This is a genomic window from Candidatus Protofrankia datiscae, assembly GCF_000177615.2.
Taxonomy (GTDB): domain Bacteria; phylum Actinomycetota; class Actinomycetes; order Frankiales; family Frankiaceae; genus Protofrankia; species Protofrankia coriariae.
This window is the reverse complement of sequence record NC_015656.1, coordinates 1,248,944-1,266,389: the sequence shown is the minus strand read 5'-3', so window position 1 is coordinate 1,266,389 and position 17,446 is coordinate 1,248,944. Positions and strand designations below refer to the sequence as shown.

The following is a 17,446-nucleotide window of genomic DNA, read 5'->3' as shown; positions in this document are numbered from 1 at the left end:
TCGGTGACGTCGCGTCGCGGACACCCAGCTGTGAGAGCCGGCCAGCCGGCCGCGCGGTGTGCCGGAGTGCGCTGCCCGGCACTTCTGGCGATGCTGAAAGGGTGGTACGCCCGTCTGATCGCAGCTGTCGGCTCCTGCACGACGGCACCCTGTCGGGTGCCGAGACCGCTCTGGCCGGGCTGGCCCAGGGCTGGGAGCCGGGCTTCGCCGCCGCCCGCACCGACGACGGGACCGCCACGCTGGCGGTGTGGCTCGCCTGGCAGGCGCACGAACCGCCGATCGCCGACGTGATACCGGTGCTGGCCAACCTGGGCCTGCGCGCGCGGACCCACCGCTGCCTGCCGAGCCGTCCGGGCCCGGACGGGGGCATGGCCACCCTGGATGAGTACCACATGATCGTCTCCCCGGAGCTGGCGGAGGCGGCGCTGAAGCAGATGGACGGGCTGCGCGACATCCTCAGCGGTCTCGCGCTCGGGGACGTCGACAGCGACAGCCTGGACTCGCTGGTGCTCACCGCCGGGCTCACCGCCCGTGAGGTGCGGCTGCTGCGGACGCTGTTCCGTTACCTGCGCCTGGCCGGGACGTCGCTGGGTGGGCGCTACGCCCACCGCGTCCTGATCGCCCACCCGTCCTACGCGCACGATCTGGTGGCCCTCTTCCACGCCCGGATGGATCCGTTGCGGGCGAATCCGGACAACGCCGAACGGCTGCACGCCGCGCTGGAGGACGCGCTCGGGTGGGTGACGGGCATCAACGACGACACCGTGCTGCGCAGGCTGCGCGACGTCGTCCTCGCGATCGTCCGGACGACGTTCTACCCGACGCCCGACTCGGCGCCGGAGCGGATCCAGCTCCAGCGGACGCTGCCCGACCGGCCGGCGGGAGCCGGCCACGCGCCCTCCGAACAGAGCGAGCCGGCCGGGCCGGCCGGGTCAGCCGGGTCAGCGGTCCACGCCGGGTACGGCCACGGGTACGAGATCGGCGGCGGCGCCGGGGATGCGCTGGCCTTCAAGCTCGCCCCGGCCGGGCTGCCGTGGCTGCCCCGGCCGCTGCCGGAGGCCGAGACCTTCGTCAGCTCCCCCCGGTTCGACGCGGTGCACCTGCGCGGCGCCCTGCTGGCCCGCGGCGGTATCCGCTGGTCCGACCGTCAGGAGGACCTGCGGACCGAGATCCTCGGTCTGATGAAGGCCCAGCGGGTCAAGAACGCCGTCATCGTGCCGGACGGGGCCAAGGGCGGGTTCGTGCTGCGCCGCCCGCCGGCAGACCCGGGGCGGCTCGCCCGGCTGGCCGAGTCCTGCTACACGCGGTTCATGGAGGCGCTGCTGGCCCTCGTCGACAACCGGGCCGACGGCGAGACGCACGGCCGGGCGGGGATGGTCTGCCACTACGGGTCCGACACCTATCTGGTCGTCGCCGCCGACAAGGGCACGGCCCGCTTCTCCGACCTGGCCAACCAGGTGGCGGCGGCGAACGGCTACTGGCTCGGCGACGCGTTCGCCTCCGGCGGCCGCAGCGGATACGACCACAAGGCGCTGGGCATCACCGCCCGCGGCGTGTGGGAGTCGGTGCGTCGGCACTTCGCCGAGCTCGGCGTCGACGCCGACCGCGAGCCCCTGACCGTCGTCGGCATCGGTGACATGTCCGGCGACGTCTTCGGCAACGGGATGCTGCTCTCCCGCCATCTGCGGCTGGTGGCCGCCTTCGACCACCGGCACATCTTCCTCGACCCCGACCCCGACCCGGCCCGGTCGTTCGAGGAGCGCCGCCGGCTGGCGTCGCTGCCGTCGAGCAGCTGGGACGACTACGACCGCGGCCTGCTGTCGGCCGGCGGGGGCGTTTTCCCGCTGTCGTCCAAGCGGATCGAACTGACCGAGCCGGTCCGGGAGCTGCTCGGTGTCGGCGACGACACGCTGCCCGCCGACGCCCTGGTCCGGGCGATCCTGCGCGCACCGGTCGACCTGCTGTGGAACGGTGGCGTGGGCACCTGGGTGAAGGCCAGCGGGCAGGAGCACGCCTCGGTCGGGGACAAGGCCCGCGACGGGATGCGGGTCGACGCCCGGCAGCTGCGCTGCCGGGTCGTGGCCGAGGGCGGCAACCTCGGCCTCACCGACGCCGCCCGGGTCGAGTTCGCCCTGCGCGGCGGACGGTGCAACACCGACTTCGTGGACAACTCTGGCGGCGTCGACTGCTCCGACCGCGAGGTCAACATCAAGATCGGTCTTGAGCTGGCGATCGGGGCGGGTGCGATCGACCGGGCCGAACGCGAGCGGCTGCTGGCGGCCGCCACCGGCGACGTCGTGCGGGCGGTCCTGACCGACTGTGCCCGCCAGGCCCTGGCGCTGAGCGCGGCGGAACGCCACGTCGTGACCTCGGCGGACGGGCTGTCGAGGTTCGTCGAGCACCTGGTCGACACCGGCGAGATCGACCTGGACGTCGAGACCCTGCCGGACGCCGAGGAGCTGACCGCCCGGGTCGCCGCGGGACGCACGTACACCCGGCCGGAGATCGCCATCCTGCACGCCTACGCCAAACGGACGGTGGCCCACGCGCTGCTGGACTCGCCCCTGCCCGACGACCCGGCGTTCGTACCCGTCCTGGACGCCTACCTGCCGGTGTCCCTGCGGCCGGTGCTGCACGCGCACTTCGACCGCCACCCGCTGCGACGGGAGATCGTCGCGTCCCAGCTCACCAACTCGATCATCGACCGGGTCGGCGCCGGATTCCTGCACCGCCTGCGGGAACTGACCGGCGCGGACACGGTCCAGGGGGCGCGAGCGTTCGCCATCACCGGCAGCCTGCTCGGCCTCACCGACATCTGGGAGGCGCTCGACACGCACTGCCTCGGCGGAGATCTCAGTGGCGGCGGCCCCAGCGGCGGCATCAGTGGCGGCTCTGGCGGAAGCCCCGGTGACGGCTCCGCCGAGGGCAGCCGTTCACGCCCGGCCGTGGGTTCCAGCGATCCGTCCGCCGAGGCCCTGCTGCACTGCCACTTCGTCCAGGAGGAGGCCGCGCTGTGGCTGCTGCGCTCCCGCCGGTCACTGCTGGACATCACGGCCGAGACCACCCGTTACGCCGAGGGGGTGGCCGAGGTCGCCGCGGCGCTGCCCACCGTGCTCGCCACTGTGGGCAGCGACCAGGAGCTGACCGCCGTCCTGCGGTTCGCCGAACAGCTCTACGAACGCGGCCTGCCTGCCCCGCTGGCCGAGCGCGTCGCCTGGCTGGACGCGATGAGCCCGGCGCTGGACGTCGTCGACGTCGCACTACGTAACGATCTTGAGCCGAGTGACGTGCTGCACGTCCACACCGCCATCGGGACGAGGCTGGGGCTCGGCAAGCTGGGCCTGGCGCACCTGATCGGCCGTGGCGCGCAGCCGCCCGGCCAGTCACGCTGGGAACACATGGCCGCCGCGGCGCTGCGGGCGGATGTCGCCCGGGCCCGCTCGGCACTGACCGAGGCCGCCATGTCGGCTCCCGAGTTCGACCCGGACGCGGCCATCGAGCGGATCACCACCGGCGCCCGGGCGGACCGGGTACGCGCCATCGTCGAGGAGGCCGCGGCGGCTCCCCGCCTCACCAGCGCCATGATCTCCGTCGTGGCCAGCCGCCTGAACGAGCTCGTCCCAGGCCGCTGAGCCCCCCGACCACCACATGTCATGATCGTAGTCGGCGAGAGCCCACGCGGATTGAAGGACTAACCTCATGGTTGCGATGGCTACCGCCCCAGGAGAGGACAGGAGCCAGTGAGTGTCGCCTACGACTATGGCTACGGGCCCTACACCGTCGAGGACCTGCACGGGCTGCCCGATGCTGGCCGGTCCTTCGAGCTCGTCGACGGCTGGTTGATCGAGTTGGCGCCCAGTACACGTCACGACTTTCTCGCCAGGCGGCTGAGCCGGATCCTGGAACGCGCCGCCGATGACGCGAACGCTCGGGTCTACATCCAGGCGCCCATGGACATCACCACGCCCGCGGGCGCGCGCAAGCCTGACGTTGCCGTGATCGACGCAGCCGCCGCCAGCAGCGCCCGCAGGCTCGGCCGCTCGCTCTACCACGGGGCGGACGTGCTCCTGGCGGTCGAAGTCGTCTCCCGCGGCTCCGGCAGCGAACGCGAGGACCGGGCACGCAAGGTCACCGAATACGCGCTCGCCGGTATCCCCCATTACTGGATCGTCGACTTCGACCCCGAACCCCGCATCCAGGTGCTCCGCGTCGCCACCGACCAGGGGCGTTACGGAGCCCCCCTGGTGTTCAGCGGAGACGACACCGTCAAGCTCGAAGACCCGTTCCCGATCTCGTTTTCCCTCTCCGACCTGCTGGACTTCTCCTAGAACTCATCTCGACGCGGTGACCGGCCCTGGTTCGGGCGCGGGTTCGGACCAGGACCGCGCGTGGGCAGGGTCAGCGGTCCGGAGCGGGTCCGCATCATGGGACGGGTCGGTGCCGCGGGGCGGGAGGGCGTCGGCGGAGCGGGTCGCGCGGGCGCCGGCGCTGTTGTCGGCGAACGCCACGGCCAGCAGCAGGCGCAGGCCGAGCCCCAGCCCGAGCAGGATCCGCAGCGGCAGATGGCGCGCGTCCGGGTACTGCCGGGACAGGTAGCGGAACATGCTGCGGTGGTGGGCGACGACCATGCGGCGGGAGGAGCGCCTCGTCGAGTGGCCGCCGAGATGCTCCACGACCGCGGTCGGCACGTAGACCCGCTGCCAGCCGAGCAGGCCGAGCCGGCGGCCGAGGTCCACGTCTTCCATGAACATGAAGTACGTCTCGTCGAACCCGTCGACCGTCTCGAACGCCTGGCGCCGCAGCACCTGGCACGCCCCGGACAGCCAGCCGGCGGTCGTCTCGACCAGCGCGCCGCGCTCGCGGCGGTAGGCCGTCGTCCACGGGTTCGTCGGCCAGCACCAGCCGAACAGGGCGTGGCCGATCCCCCGCCACAGGGAGGGAAGCTCGCGGGCCGACGGGTAGAGCACGCCCCCCGGGTTGGTGATCGCCGGGCCGAAGGCGCCAGCGCCCGGCCAGCGTTCGGACGCCGCCAGCAGCTCGTCGAGCGACCCCGGCGTGAACGTGATGTCGGGGTTGGCCACCATCAGCCACGGGGCGGTACTGCCGGCCGCGCCACGGTTGACCGCCGTCCCGTAGCCGAGGTTGCGCCCGGTGCGCAGCAGGCGGACCTCGTCGCGTTCGGCGGCGGTGGCGGTGCCCTCGTCCAGCGCCGGCGAGTTGTCCACCACGACGACCTCGTAGGGCAGCGACGTGGCCTTGGCCAGGGAGTCCAGGAAGGGGCCGAGCACCTGCCCGGAGTGGAACGCCACGACCACCACCCGCAGGTGCGGCCGCGCGTCCCCGGGAACAGCGCCCTCCGGCCCGCCGTCCGGTGACGGTGACGCCGGCTGCGGCTGCGGCTGCGTCGGTGCTGCCTCGTTCTGTGCGCTCACTGACCGCCCTCTTCGTCCCTGCTCACCGGATGCGTACGCGATTGCCGCACCCGGGTCAGGATGCCATCGGCGGAGCCGAGGCCGACTGTCGGGGTCAGGACACAGCGGCCCGTGCGTAGCTCGCCAGGTGCGCCTCGGCGCTCGCCGCCCAGGTGAACTCCCGGGCCCGGGCGAGACCGGCCTGCGCCAGCGACTCACGCCGCGGCGCGTCGTCGAGCAGCGCGCCCATCTCCCGGGCGATCGAGTCGACGTCGGGCTGGGTGTAGGCGACGGCGTCACCCCCGACCTCTGGCAGGGACAGTCGGGGTGTCGTCAGCACCGGCGCGCCGCAGGCCATCGCCTCCAGCACCGGCAGCCCGAAACCCTCCCCGTGGGACGGGTAGGCGACCAGCGACGCTCCGCCCAGATACCCGGGCAGGTCGGAGAAGCGCAGGTAGCCGGGGCGGACCACCTTCAGATAGGACGGCACCGAGGCGACCGCGGCGTCCACGTCGTCGTCCCAGCCCGAGCCGCCGGCGAGCACCAGCGCGGGGGGGTCCACCCGGTCGTGCACGGCCTCGGCCCAGCCGCGGATCAGGTTCGGCACGTTCTTGCGGGGCTCGAGCATCCCGAGGAAGGCGACGTAACGGCTGTCGCCGAGGCCGAGCCGCAGCCGTACCCGGCGCTTGTCCTCCTCGGTGGGCGGGTGGAAGGTCGCGGTCTCCACCCCGTGGTAGGCGACGTCGGTCGTGGTCGAGTCGCCGTCGAGGACCCGGATGAGCTCGTCCCGGGTGGCCTTGGACGGAACGATGATCCTGTTTGCCTTGCGCACGGCGGTGCGCATCGCCGACCGGAAGAACGTTCCCTTCACGGCGGTGTGCATCTCCGGCTCTGTGAAGAACGTGACATCGTGGATGGTCACGCACACCGGCTGGGAGGTGCGCAACGGCATGGTGTAGTGCGGCGAATGGATGACCTGTGCGCCGACCTGGTAGGCGACCAGCGGCAGCCCGGTCTGTTCCCAGGCCAGGCGGGCGGGCCGGTGAGCGATCGCCGCCGGCCCCGCCACCACGTTGGCGTGCGGGGCCATCCGGCCGTACCGCTCGTAGTCCGATCGCTGGCAGACCAGTGCGAGGTCGGCGCCAGCCGCATCCAAGGCCGCCACCAGCCCGTCGACATAACGACCGACGCCACCACGGTCGGCTGGAACCGCAGTGGCGTCGACGAGCACCCGGGGAGACACGGCGCTCCTTCCGACTGGCGGCATGTTACTCACCGCTAGGTTCTTGAGACCACCGACGCCGCGTGAAGCTGCCCCCCGACGGATCGCTCCCGACCCGTCCGGCGCTGCCGATCACATCGACCTCGGTCCGCAGGCAAGCCTACGCCCGCACCGGATCCCGAGAGTCACCCCGTCGAGAACTCCCGAGAGCCGCTAAGTCGACGGTAAAGGGACCAGAGCGATTCCGCTGCCCCGTTCCAGGTAAATGCCGCCGCTCTCGCTCGCCCGTCCACACTCAGCCGACGATGTAACTCTGCGTCGCTAACGACGGACGCGGCGGCGCGGGCCAGCGCGGTGGCGTCGCCGACCGCGACGGTCACTATCGCGGGCCCACCGACCTCGACGAACGCGGGAATGTCAGAGGCGATCACGGGGACGCCATGGGCCATCGCCTCGACGACCGGCAGCCCGAAACCCTCCGACCGGCTCGGCGCGAGCAGCGCGGTGGCCCGCGCCAGCACGACCGCGAGGTCGGCGTCGTCCAGCCGGCCGAGCAGCCGCAGCCGGGCCGGGTCGAGGCCGACACGGGTGGCCTCGACCCGCAGGTCCAGCCCGCCCCAGCCCGGCGGGCCGACGTGCACCAGCGGCAGGTCGGGCGCGGCCGGGTCGCGCAGCGCGGCGAGCGCCGTGTCCAGGCCCTTGCGCGGCTCCAGGGTGGCGAGGGTGAGCAGATAGCCGCCGGCGGGCAGGTCGAGACGTTCGGCGCGGGCGGCGGCGTCCGCCGGGACCTGCCCGACCGCCTCGCTCACCCCCTCCCCGACGACGTGCATCCGGTCGGCCGGGATCGGCAGACAGGCCCGCAGGTCGGCCGCGACGGCCCTGGTGGGGACGATCACGGCGTCGGCGTGGCGGGCCACCCGGACGCCCATCCGCCGGTGCCAGCGGGCGCCGTGCGGGGTGAGGGTGTGCGGATGGGTCCACGGCACGGCGTCGTGGACGGTGACGACCAGCGGCACCCCCGGCCGCCGGGACGGGACGAGCAGGGTGGGGGCGTGGACGACGTCCACCCCCGTCGGCGCCGGTCCGTGGCCACGCTGCCAGGCGGCGGCCAGCCCCTGGCGGGGCAGTGGCAGCCGGAGGGGGCCGAGGACGCCCGGCACGGCCGCGACGGCGGTGGCGGCCTCCGGGCGCCAGGCGCACCAGCCGACGACGCTCTCGCCCGACCGCGCCGTCCGCACGAGGGCGGCGGCGAGCTCCGCCGAGTACCGCCCCGTCCCCCCGGGCACCGGCGCCAGCATCTGGTCGAGGAGGAATCCAACCCGCACGACGAACCATCTTCCTCGGGAGAAGCCGGCCCGGTAACTGCCGGTGGTGTGGTGGCGGCGCCGGTCACAGCTAGTGTCGGTCACAGCCGGTGCCTGTCGTGGCCGGCGTCCGCAGCGAACCGGGCGCGGTTACCGTTTGCGGGCGTGGACCAGCACCACGCTGCCGTGGCCGTCCGGGGTGCGCCGGTCGGACAGGGTGACGATCGGTGACAGCGGGGCCGCCGCGTTCCAGCCGGCCCGACCGCCCTTCGCCGACAGCGTCAGGTACAGCCGCTCGGCCCGCCGCGAGCGGAACATGTAGGTCTGGCGCACCACCGTCAGGCCACGCTCGTCGAGCAGCTTCGCCAACTGGTCGCCGGTGTAGGTCTGTTGGACGTGGTAACGCTGCCGGTGCTGGGCGAACAGCCGCGGCCACTCGTCGGCGCGGGTGAGGGCGTCCGCGGACATGACAAGGTCCCCGCCCGGCCTGAGCACCCGCGTCATCTCGGTGAGCGCGGCCGGCCCGTCGTCGAAGTGCTCGATCGCGCAGACCGACAGCACCACGTCGAAGGAGGCGTCGGCGAACGGCAGCGCCAGCGCGTCCCCCTCGACGAGCGAGGGACGCCCACGCAGCCGGCGGCCGAACTCCAGCTTGCCGCGGGCGAGGTCGAGACAGACCGCCCGTGCCCCGCGGCGCACCGCCTGCCCGGCCCAGTACCCGTCACCACCGGCGACGTCCAGGACGGTCCGCCCGGCCAGCTCACCCGCCCAGGCCAGCAGCGTGCCGGCCTCCCGACGGCGCATGACGTGCACCTGATGCCCGGCATACGCCAGCGCCTGATCCCGCAGCAGGCCCACCGCCGTGCCTTTCACCGCTGGCCCCTTCACCGCCGCGCCTTTCGCGACCATCCGTACCCGCGCCCCACCGCCACCAACGTCATGAGCAACAGTCTGCCCCGCTCTGGCTGCCCCCGGCCCACCACCCCCGACGGATCTGTCAAGCTCGGCGGATCTGTCAGACCGGTGGGCTTCACCGATCGCGGGGCTTTCGCTCGCAGAGGTCTTGGCCAGCGCACTCTCGAACGTATGGATCGTCCGATTCCCGATCGAATGCAGCGTCCTGATCGGCACGAAAGGCGGCCAGAGAGATACCGGGAGCAGCGCGGGACATCACCGCGAACTCGCTGCGCGGGACGAACTGCGTGCGTCGCCGCATCGGGATCAGTTCACCGATCCGATGGCCGTCACGAATAGCCGTGAACGCCTGGCCGCTCTGAACCGTGTCCATGATTTCCTTCGATCTGTCATCCGCTTCCACGATCGTGTTGTTGATCATATGTCTCCCCGTCGGCCGGCGCGCGCCGCGAACGCGTCGAAGGCGGCGAGTACGGCGGTGGCCTGCCACATTCTGTTGCGGGTGAATCCGGTGAACTCGGTGAGAATGCCCGCTTCGACGAGCGGCGCGATGGCACGCCGCGCGTTCTGCGGCGTGACGCCGAGCTCGGCGGCCACCGTGCCCGCGTCGACGACCGGCTGCCGCAGAAGCACGTCGGCAAGCCGCCGGGCGCCGGAGTCCCGCCGGACCCGAAGCGTCTCCTCCCAGCTCGCACGAAGACCGCGCAGCTCGGCGGCAAGCTGACACCCGTTCGTGACGGCCGCGACGGAGGCGTGCGCCATCCGTTCCACGATTGCCGACAGATCTCCCTCGCGATAGGCGGTCAGGGCGTCGAAATAGGCCCCGGTCTCGGTGAGCAGCCCGGCGGAGACCGGGACGGTGACGTTACGGGCCAGCCCGTGACCGCGCAGCATCGCGTGTATCAACGCCCGGCCGGTACGTCCGTTCCCGTCGGGGAACGGGTGGATCGTCTCGAACTGAGCGTGCGCGATCGCGGCCTGACTCAGCGACGGCAGATCGGTCCTGCCGATGAACCGCACCAGGTCGTCCATCAGCGCGGGGATGTGGCGGTGGTGCGGCGGAACGAAGGCGGCGTCGTGCGGGCCGTAGGAATCCCCACCGATCCATGCCTGCTCCTCGCGCCAGCGGCCGGCGATCCTCGGGGCATGCCTGGACAGGAGAGCCGCGTGCATGGCACGGATCGCGTTCTGGTCAAGGCGGTCGGCCAGGTCCAGAGCGGCTTTCATCGCGGCGACATTCCCGACGGTCGCGGTGGCGTTGCGCTTGTCGGTGCTGCCCAGCTCGGCGAGGGTGATGGCCTTCGCGCCAGAGGTGAGGTTCTCGATCCTCGACGAGGACGCGGACTCGGACGGACGGACGATTCACAGAAGGGCTGCGCCTATCGGTCGAAGATGTCGTGGGTACCGATACGGAGCCAGATGATGTGCGGGCCGCGCCTGCCGGGGACCGGGTCGCCGTACATCCACAGCGCCCGGCCGTCGGGCGCCCATGTCAGCTCCCAGACACCCGGCTTCTTCCTGAAGGGCTTTGCGCGCAGCCGGGGATCCTTACGGCCCTCCCGCAGGGCCTGGACGAACAGCCGACGCGCCCGGTCGAACGCGGCCCGCTCCGCGGGACTCAGCCGCGAGTACTCCGCGAGGAACCTCGCGACGACGTCGAAGGTCGGCATGCGCACACGATAGGGGATGCGAACGTCAGTTCGATGTCGACTCGCGCATCCGGATACGCGGACGCGGTCAGCCGGCCCGAGGATGCGGGTGCGCGGCCAGTGACGCGAGGAGCGCGTCGAACTCGTCCTCGCCGTGGCAGCGGATGAACCGGCCGGCCGTGTAGTCGTCAAGCGCCTCGTCGATCGCCCGTTCGGTCCCGGGGTCGGCGTCGATCTCCTCGGCGTCGGCGAGGAGCCGTGGCAGCTCGTGCTCGTCCGGCCAACCGCCGGGCTGTGGCTGCGTCACTTCCCTCCCCGTCCTTCCGGGTCCGTCCGGATCCATCAAGTCTGCCGCGACCTCAGCATGCCTACACACGCCAGCACATACAAGAACCCCATCGGGTGATCTCCAGACCCCGGCGCCGGACACCCCGGCCACAGCCGCCACCTGCCCACAATCGATGAAAGTCCTCGACGGCTCACTTACCCGTTTCCGCCGCCGCCCTGACCTGCCTGTCGGCCGAACGGATCGACCAGCTCGGCGGCGCCGGCGACTGGGACGAGAGATAGATCAGTGCTTCGAGATCGTCGGCGGTCGCGTCGGTCGCGTCGGTCGCGTCGGTCGCGTCGGTGCGCGCGGCGAGCTCGCGGATATCGTCGGCGTCCCTGCGGCGCTGAGCGATCAGCTTCGTGGCAAGAAGGAGAACTCGTCGGACGCGTACCTCACGTGGAGTCCTGGGGTAGGGACGTGCGCGATGGCAGCCGGCGGCAGTGGCGGCATCCACATGGCCGCGCGGGTGTTGAGCCAGTTCTCCGGCAGACCGTCCTCGCGGGCGATCGCCCGGGCCTCGTCCAGGACGGCCTGGTCGCGGGTGATCGCGTCGATGTCCTCCGTGCGCCGCAGATCCCGGTGGGAGGTCGCCGCGATGGCCGCACCGCCGACGATGAACACGGAGGCTGAGACGCCGCGTGCCCGTAGCCGCTCGTCGAGCCTGGCCAGGAGCGAAATGATCTCCGTAGCGGAAAACTCGTGCCGGTCGTTCACGCCGTGACCAGGTCACGGGCAGGGACGAAGATGTTGAGTTTCTTCAGGTAGTCCGGAGTCCGGGTGATGATTTCCTCTCGGTCGAGGAAGGGATGCTCGGGAACCCAGGGCTGAGGCAGACGCGTGGGCTCGCACCACGTCGGCGGTTCAACTCCGGCCTGCTCGAACTCCCGCCGCGCCAAGACGGCCAGCAGGGCATCGAAGCCCGCGCTGCCCGTGGTCGCCGGGACGGCCTCCCAGGCGGCAGCCGATCCGTCGCGCCGCTCCAACAGCAGGCGTAGATGATCACGGCCCTGAAGGAGCATCCGCCACGCCCACTCCTCGTCGTCGGCGGCGCGAACAGCCTTGGCGGTCGCCGGCGCGGACATCAGCCGTGAGGCGCGCGCGACCGCCAGCGCGCGGGCGATGCGCCGCGCCCGGAAGCAGAACACAGCGGCCGGCTTCGTCCCGCCCGAGCGGTAGGTGGAGAACCTGGACGCCGACGTTCCCAGCGCGGCCGCGAACTCGACCTGGGTCAGACCACTGTCAGCCAGGGCGGCGTCGAGGAGCGCCACGACCTCACGAGTGTCCTGATCGAGTTTCACAGGCCACACGCTACCAGCTCTTTTATCTGATCAGATAATAGAGCTGGAGGTGATCCGCCGAGCTCACTGCTCCACTCCGCCCCGCACGCGGGATCTCGCCGGTACGGGCCGTGATGCCGCCCGTACCGCTGGAGAACTCCCGCCGCCGTCCCGAACGGCCTTCCGGTCCGCCCCGCCCAGGGACGACGCCGACGCCCACCCCCGCGCGCAGGCAGGCCGACGGCTCCTGGCTGCGCGTGCTCGACCAGCCCGCATTCACCCGGCCGGGGACGGAGTCGGCGACACGGTCGGGGACGGAGTCGACGTGCACCACTCGGCCTGGATCAACAACGTCACGCTGGTGCGGGTCGAGACATAGGCACCAGCCTCCGGGCGCTGGCCGAGAACATGCCGCACGTTTGGGGAGCCGGCACAGACCCCGGTGTAGCTGATATCCAGGAAATCGCGTGAACGGAAGGTGTAGACGGCATTGTCCAGCGTCATTCCGATCACGTTAGGAGCCGTGTTGTACTCCGCCCTGGTATGTATAGGTAGCGGTACGGGGCCGATCACCCGGGAACTGCCGGTCGGACGCGCGGCAGCCTGGGTGCGCCCCGCGGGACTCGTTCGTATCCTCGACGAGGACGACGGCCTACTGGACGGCGTCGCCATGATCGATTGTGTTGCCGGAAGCGGCGTGGGCTGCACCGACGGGGATCCGGTCCCAGCGGACGGCACCGGATCCGAGGGAACCGGCGAAGCGGTCAGCGCCGGATCCGGAGGAAGAGACGAAGCGGTCGGCGCGGCTTCCCGAGCACGCTGCTCACCTCGCCCCGCCCAACCACAGCCGGCAAGGAACAGCAGCAACGCGCCGGCGGCGAGCCGAATCCACAGGATCACCCACCCACACGACGTTTCTCTTTCCCTCAACCAAGCCACCCTTCCTGCTTCTCCGCCCACGCGACGCTCCACGCCGTACCAGGGGAGCGGCCCCGCCTCCCAGGAGCCCAGGAACGACAGACCTTCCCGTCAGCACCACCCGGTGCATCTATAAACAAACCGTCCCGATCAGTCGACTCACATAGCACAACACACAACGATCAAAAGACCTGACTAGTTACGCCGCCGAGACGTTCAAAAGATCATGACACCTCTGAACCTTTCATGGGGGAGAGTCTCCACCAAAACCGGGACGGTTCAGCCCGGGGAAAAAATGGGCGACCTACACACCCGAACGGGCGCGCAGCAGCAATAAAGAACGGTGGAAAACTGGATGAACAACAGGGAAAGAATGAGATGGAGACCGAAGGAATGGCGTGGGCCCGGCGTCGTCGAGCGGGCGGACACGTCACCGCGTCGCGCTCACGGCGCCCACCATGCCACACCATCCGCCGTTACGCCACTACCCCCGGGGCATCACACGGGCCGACGTTGCGCGAAATTTGTTACCAGCACATCCCTTCGACAGCCCGGAACACCATCCGACGCCGCCGGCAAACAAAAACCCGACGACGCACAACCAGAAACCACAGGTCGACGATCACGGACGCCTGTCATCGGCGTTCACCCAACAGGTGGTCCGTCGGCTGGGAAATTCGGCGCATGGCGACGGCGAGCATTGTTCCGGCAGGCAGAAACACCCTGGAACATCCAGGGACACAACACGTCAGCGACGGCCGAGCGCGTTGTGGAGCACCGTCAGGTAGCGCTCCCATGCCGCGTCCGCGTCCGGCGGGACGACCCCGGCGCGCAGGGTGTCGAGCACGCCCGGCTCGTACAGTCGGCGCAGCGCGGCGGCCAGCGACCCCGGGTCGTCCGGGGCTGCCAGCAGGCCGTCCACCCCGTCCCGCACGGCCTGCCCCAGCATGCCGACAGAGGTCGCCACCACCGGCAGGCCGTGGCGGTGGGCCAGATCGACGTTCTGGGTCGCCGTCGCCGACCGGTACGGCAGGACCAACGCGTCGGCTGCCGCGAACAGGGCCGGCACCTCGGCGGCCGGCACATAGCCGGGACGCAGTTCCACCCGCCCGGCCAGACCGAGCTCGTCGACCAGCCGCCGGGTGTCGTCCACCCCGCCCCAGAACTCCCCGGCGACGGTCAGGCGCACGTCGGGCGGGCCGGCGGCGAGCGCCCGCAACAGGACGTCCAGCCCCTTGTACGGCCGGACCAGCCCGAAGAACAGCAGTCCCCGCGCTGGGACGCCGTCACCGCGCCGCTTGGCCTCGGCCTCCGCGGTGCCGAGTTCCGCGGTACGGAGTTCCGTGGTGTCGGACTGCGCGGTATCGGATTCCGCAGTGCCGGGTTGCGAGATGCCGGACTGCGAAACGGCGGGCGACGAAGCGGTGGGTTGCGGGGCGCCGGCCGTGCCCAGATGCGGCGCCATCGGCGCCACCCACACCGGCCGGGCGGTGAGGCCGCGGGCACGCTCGGCCTCGGCCGGCGTGTGTACCAGGACCCCGGATACCCTGCGCAGCACCGCCCGCACCAGCGGGACGTCCAGGGCACGCCGCTCGTGCGGCAGCACGTTGTGGCACAACGCGAGTGCCACCGGCTCCTCCCCCCACCTGCCGACGGCGGGGAGGCCCCGCCCCCCACGAACGGTGCGCCCGTCCCCCGTCTGCCCCGCCCCCGCCGGGATGCCTCCCGGCCACGGGGCCGCCGGGCGCAGGCCTGCGAGGATGCCCAGGTAGGCCGGCACCTGGATCGGGGTGACCACGACGATGATCACGGCGTCCACGGCGTCCACGGCGTCCACGGCGTCCACGGCGTTCGCGCCGGTGCGCAGCCGGTGGCCCAGCCGTACCCAGGTGTCCGGCCGCCGCCACGACAGCGGGTAGGACGTCGCCGGGAACGGCCGCGTCTCGGGGACGTCCACCCGCTGCCGGCCCGGGTAGAGCCGAGCCGGATACTGTGCCGACCAGGACTCCAGGCGGACGTCGTGCCCGCGTGCCATGAGTCGGTGCGCAAGTTCGGTGGTGTGCTGGGCCACACCACCCTTGTAGGGGTGAGTCGGGCCGACGATCACGATCCGTGATCGTGCTGGCGCCCCGGCGGGCTTCCCCGGCCTCTCGTCTGTCGCCTCGTCCGTCACCATGGAACATCCATCATTGTCAGTACATCTGTCGCTGTCGGGACATCCGTCACCACGGAAGCCGGCAGGGCGTCAGCGGAACCCGACGGGGCATCAGTCGCCGCCGCGGGAGCGGGCCACGAGATCCCCGATCAGGGCGAGCACGACGATCTGGAAACCGACAAGAATCGCCAGCAGCGTGGACGTGGTGACCCGCAGATCATAACGGATCAGGTCGGCGACAAGTTTCACGAAACCCAGCCCCATGATCCACAGGGCGATCGGCATCAGCACCCGGATCGGGTCGAAGTACATCACCATCCGGAGCACCTGTAGGACGTAGCGGCGCGCGTCGCGGAACGGATGGAACTTGCTCTTGCCCGAACGCTTCGCGTAGTCGATCGGAATGTAGTCGACGGGATGCTGGTTCGACAGGAACGCCATCGTTATCGTCGTCACGCAGGAGAACCCGGGCGGCAGCAGCCGCAGGTACGGCAGGGAAACCTCCCGCCGGAACGCCCGCAGCCCCGAGTTCAGATCGGGGATCTTCATGCCGGACAGCCGCTGCGCGATCATTCGGATGAACCACTTGGCCGGCACCCGCGCCCACTTGTGGGTGCCCTCCTCGGTCGTACGCGCGCCCACCACCTGGTCGACGTCGGGGCAGGCGTCGAGATGGCGGACGAACTCCGGGATGCGCTCGTTCGGGTAGGTCATGTCCGCGTCGGTCCAGACCACGATCTTCCCACGGGCATCCTGGGTGCCGATCCGGCGTGCGGTGCCCGACCCGCCGTTGCGGCGGAACGCGATCAGCCGCATGTTCGGGAAGCGGTGCGTCACTCCGCGCAGCAACGCCAGCGTGTTGTCGGTCGACTTGTCGTCAATGACCAGCAGTTCGTAGCTGTAGCCGCTGGCGTCCATCGCGGCGGTGATCCGCTCCAGCTCGCGGATGATGTGATCCTGCTCGTTGTAGCAGGGCAGCACGACCGTCACATAGGGCGCGGCGGGCGCCTCCGCCACCGGCCCGACGCCGGGCTGCTTTCTGAGGACCGGTACGCCGGGGCTGACAGCTGCGCGTACAACGCTGGCACTCACGTCGATGTGGCTCCTGATTTCCGTCCGGGAACAGGGGGTTCACCGGTGCCGTCGAGTTGCGGTCGGGCCGGTCGGGCCGGTCGGGCCGGTCGGGCCGGTCGGGCCGAATGATCACAACCTCCTCCGCACGTGTTCGAGATGCCCTGTCCGCATGCCAGGGTCACCGGATGCCAGCGTTACACGCCGCTGCCACCGGCCGGTCACGGAGGTCCCGCGACGCGGCGGCCCACCCGGCCCGGCACGCCCACCGCCCGGCCAGCCGCGCGGGTGGCGGCGGTACGGGTCGCGGCAGCGCGCCAGGACGGGCGCGGCTGGTGGTACGTCCGGCATGATCGCTGATGGCGAGCGGCGGCACATACAGGTCATGATCGCTCCAGGCCGACCGGTTAGGATTGCCGGCCATGGGTGGGCTCATCGAGCGTTTCGGCAGTCAGGTCAACCGGTTCGACCGGCGGTTCGTCGACGACGCGCGCGAGTACGCCCGCAACGTCCGAGCGCTGCGGGCCGGACGGGAGACCTCGGCGCGCTCCTTCGTGGCCGGGCTGCGCTATCCGCTGGCGTACGGTCAGCCCATCTGGACCGGTTCGCCCACCGTGCTCGAAGGCCGTGAACGGATCGAGTTCGCCGACGGCGCGGCGCTGCGGATCGGCCTCGGCCCGTTCGGGATCTCCACCCGGCGGGACGTCTCCGTGCTGCGGATCCACCCCGAGGGACGGCTGCGCTGCGAGGGGGTCGTCTCGGTGCAGCGCGGCACCCGCATCGTGGTGGACTCCGGCCTGCTGCAGCTCGGCCACGGCGTCAACATCAACGGTTTCGCGAAGATCCTCGTGCGGGAACGGGTCAGCATCGGCGCCGGCTGCAACATCTCCTGGAACACCCAGATCCTCGACAACGACTTCCACCCCATCACCGTGGACGGCGTCGAGCAGCCGATGAGCGCCCCCGTCGTCCTGGAGGACCGGGCCTGGATCGGTGCCGGCGCCATCATCCTGAAAGGGGTGACGATCGGTGAGGGCGCGGTCGTCGCGGCCGGCGCCGTGGTGACCAGGGACGTCCCCGCCAAAACGATTGTCGCGGGCAGCCCGGCGAAGGTGGTCGGCCAGGTCGACTCCTGGCGCTGACCGTTTCTGTCTCCCCGTCCGATCTTCTGTCTCCCGTCCGATCCCCTGATC

Annotated in this window: 17 protein-coding genes; 4 read left to right on the top strand and 13 right to left on the bottom strand. The window is 71.1% G+C overall.

The window, feature by feature from the left end; genetic code table 11:
- Positions 1-101 precede the first annotated feature (101 nt).
- Positions 102-3,632 (top strand): NAD-glutamate dehydrogenase domain-containing protein, encoded by a 3,531-nt coding sequence (locus FSYMDG_RS05245; protein ID WP_013872553.1) that lies wholly within the window; start codon positions 102-104, stop codon positions 3,630-3,632.
- A gap of 108 nt (positions 3,633-3,740) precedes the next feature.
- Positions 3,741-4,328, top strand: coding sequence for a Uma2 family endonuclease (locus FSYMDG_RS05240; RefSeq protein ID WP_013872552.1), 588 nt, complete (start codon positions 3,741-3,743; stop codon positions 4,326-4,328).
- A 3-nt stretch (positions 4,329-4,331) separates the two neighbouring features.
- Here the strand turns inward: FSYMDG_RS05240 and FSYMDG_RS05235 are convergent, their stop codons facing one another.
- The 10 genes from FSYMDG_RS05235 to FSYMDG_RS05190 form a co-directional block, all read right to left on the bottom strand.
- Positions 4,332-5,324 (bottom strand): glycosyltransferase family 2 protein, encoded by a 993-nt coding sequence (locus FSYMDG_RS05235; RefSeq protein ID WP_237703092.1) that lies wholly within the window; start codon positions 5,322-5,324, stop codon positions 4,332-4,334.
- A gap of 202 nt (positions 5,325-5,526) precedes the next feature.
- The gene (locus FSYMDG_RS05230; RefSeq protein WP_050803334.1) at positions 5,527-6,678 is read right to left on the bottom strand and encodes a glycosyltransferase; all 1,152 of its coding nucleotides are present in this window, start codon (positions 6,676-6,678) and stop codon (positions 5,527-5,529) included.
- Positions 6,679-6,818: 140 nt separating this feature from the next.
- On the bottom strand, positions 6,819-7,958 hold the full coding sequence (locus FSYMDG_RS05225; RefSeq protein WP_043603015.1) for a glycosyltransferase family 4 protein: 1,140 nt from the start codon (positions 7,956-7,958) through the stop codon (positions 6,819-6,821).
- Between the two features lie 129 nt (positions 7,959-8,087).
- Entirely contained in the window at positions 8,088-8,846 is a 759-nt protein-coding gene (locus tag FSYMDG_RS05220; protein ID WP_013872548.1) for a class I SAM-dependent methyltransferase, read from the bottom strand.
- 121 nt (positions 8,847-8,967) lie between these two features.
- Positions 8,968-9,273 carry a hypothetical protein gene (locus FSYMDG_RS05215; RefSeq protein ID WP_013872547.1) on the bottom strand — a complete coding sequence of 102 codons (306 nt, stop codon included), beginning with the start codon at positions 9,271-9,273 and terminating at the stop codon, positions 8,968-8,970.
- Complete coding sequence (locus FSYMDG_RS05210) at positions 9,270-10,079, bottom strand: Fic family protein (RefSeq protein WP_237702998.1); 810 nt, start codon at positions 10,077-10,079, stop codon at positions 9,270-9,272. Before FSYMDG_RS05210 ends, FSYMDG_RS05215 begins: the two co-directional genes overlap by 4 nt.
- 152 nt (positions 10,080-10,231) lie before the next feature.
- Complete coding sequence (locus FSYMDG_RS05205) at positions 10,232-10,522, bottom strand: hypothetical protein (RefSeq protein ID WP_013872546.1); 291 nt, start codon at positions 10,520-10,522, stop codon at positions 10,232-10,234.
- 67 nt (positions 10,523-10,589) lie between these two features.
- The gene (locus FSYMDG_RS05200; RefSeq protein ID WP_013872545.1) at positions 10,590-10,808 is read right to left on the bottom strand and encodes a hypothetical protein; all 219 of its coding nucleotides are present in this window, start codon (positions 10,806-10,808) and stop codon (positions 10,590-10,592) included.
- A gap of 375 nt (positions 10,809-11,183) precedes the next feature.
- Positions 11,184-11,546 (bottom strand): hypothetical protein, encoded by a 363-nt coding sequence (locus FSYMDG_RS05195; RefSeq protein ID WP_013872544.1) that lies wholly within the window; start codon positions 11,544-11,546, stop codon positions 11,184-11,186.
- Positions 11,543-12,130, bottom strand: a complete 588-nt coding sequence (locus tag FSYMDG_RS05190) for an XRE family transcriptional regulator (RefSeq protein WP_237702997.1) — start codon at positions 12,128-12,130, stop codon at positions 11,543-11,545. Before FSYMDG_RS05190 ends, FSYMDG_RS05195 begins: the two co-directional genes overlap by 4 nt.
- Before the next feature lie 49 nt (positions 12,131-12,179).
- Between FSYMDG_RS05190 and FSYMDG_RS26750 the strand changes: the two genes are divergently transcribed.
- The gene (locus FSYMDG_RS26750) at positions 12,180-12,488 is read left to right on the top strand and encodes a hypothetical protein (protein WP_165001393.1); all 309 of its coding nucleotides are present in this window, start codon (positions 12,180-12,182) and stop codon (positions 12,486-12,488) included.
- On the opposite strand, the gene FSYMDG_RS29980 is transcribed toward FSYMDG_RS26750, so the two are convergent.
- The 3 genes from FSYMDG_RS29980 to FSYMDG_RS05175 all read right to left on the bottom strand — a co-directional run bounded on the left by FSYMDG_RS29980 (position 12,386) and on the right by FSYMDG_RS05175 (position 16,199).
- Positions 12,386-12,613 carry a hypothetical protein gene (locus FSYMDG_RS29980; protein ID WP_043603012.1) on the bottom strand — a complete coding sequence of 76 codons (228 nt, stop codon included), beginning with the start codon at positions 12,611-12,613 and terminating at the stop codon, positions 12,386-12,388. The genes FSYMDG_RS26750 and FSYMDG_RS29980 overlap by 103 nt on opposite strands.
- Positions 12,614-13,775: 1,162 nt before the next feature.
- Positions 13,776-15,203, bottom strand: a complete 1,428-nt coding sequence (locus FSYMDG_RS05180) for a glycosyltransferase (protein ID WP_013872540.1) — start codon at positions 15,201-15,203, stop codon at positions 13,776-13,778.
- A 90-nt stretch (positions 15,204-15,293) separates the two neighbouring features.
- The gene (locus tag FSYMDG_RS05175; RefSeq protein WP_043603010.1) at positions 15,294-16,199 is read right to left on the bottom strand and encodes a glycosyltransferase family 2 protein; all 906 of its coding nucleotides are present in this window, start codon (positions 16,197-16,199) and stop codon (positions 15,294-15,296) included.
- A 476-nt stretch (positions 16,200-16,675) separates the two neighbouring features.
- Here FSYMDG_RS05175 and FSYMDG_RS05165 point away from each other — a divergent pair, with 476 nt between their 5' ends.
- Positions 16,676-17,395 (top strand): acyltransferase, encoded by a 720-nt coding sequence (locus tag FSYMDG_RS05165; protein ID WP_013872538.1) that lies wholly within the window; start codon positions 16,676-16,678, stop codon positions 17,393-17,395.
- Positions 17,396-17,446 lie beyond the last annotated feature (51 nt).

Coding starts and splice junctions, on each gene's coding strand:
- FSYMDG_RS05215 (WP_013872547.1), bottom strand. CDS start 9,273: ATGATCAACAACACGATCGTGGAAGCGGATGACAGATCGAAGGAAATC.
- FSYMDG_RS05180 (WP_013872540.1), bottom strand. CDS start 15,203: ATGGTGACGGACGAGGCGACAGACGAGAGGCCGGGGAAGCCCGCCGGG.
- FSYMDG_RS05230 (WP_050803334.1), bottom strand. CDS start 6,678: ATGCCGCCAGTCGGAAGGAGCGCCGTGTCTCCCCGGGTGCTCGTCGAC.
- FSYMDG_RS05220 (WP_013872548.1), bottom strand. CDS start 8,846: ATGGTCGCGAAAGGCGCGGCGGTGAAGGGGCCAGCGGTGAAAGGCACG.
- FSYMDG_RS29980 (WP_043603012.1), bottom strand. CDS start 12,613: ATGACGCTGGACAATGCCGTCTACACCTTCCGTTCACGCGATTTCCTG.
- FSYMDG_RS05205 (WP_013872546.1), bottom strand. CDS start 10,522: ATGCCGACCTTCGACGTCGTCGCGAGGTTCCTCGCGGAGTACTCGCGG.
- FSYMDG_RS05210 (WP_237702998.1), bottom strand. CDS start 10,079: ATGAAAGCCGCTCTGGACCTGGCCGACCGCCTTGACCAGAACGCGATC.
- FSYMDG_RS05165 (WP_013872538.1), top strand. CDS start 16,676: ATGGGTGGGCTCATCGAGCGTTTCGGCAGTCAGGTCAACCGGTTCGAC.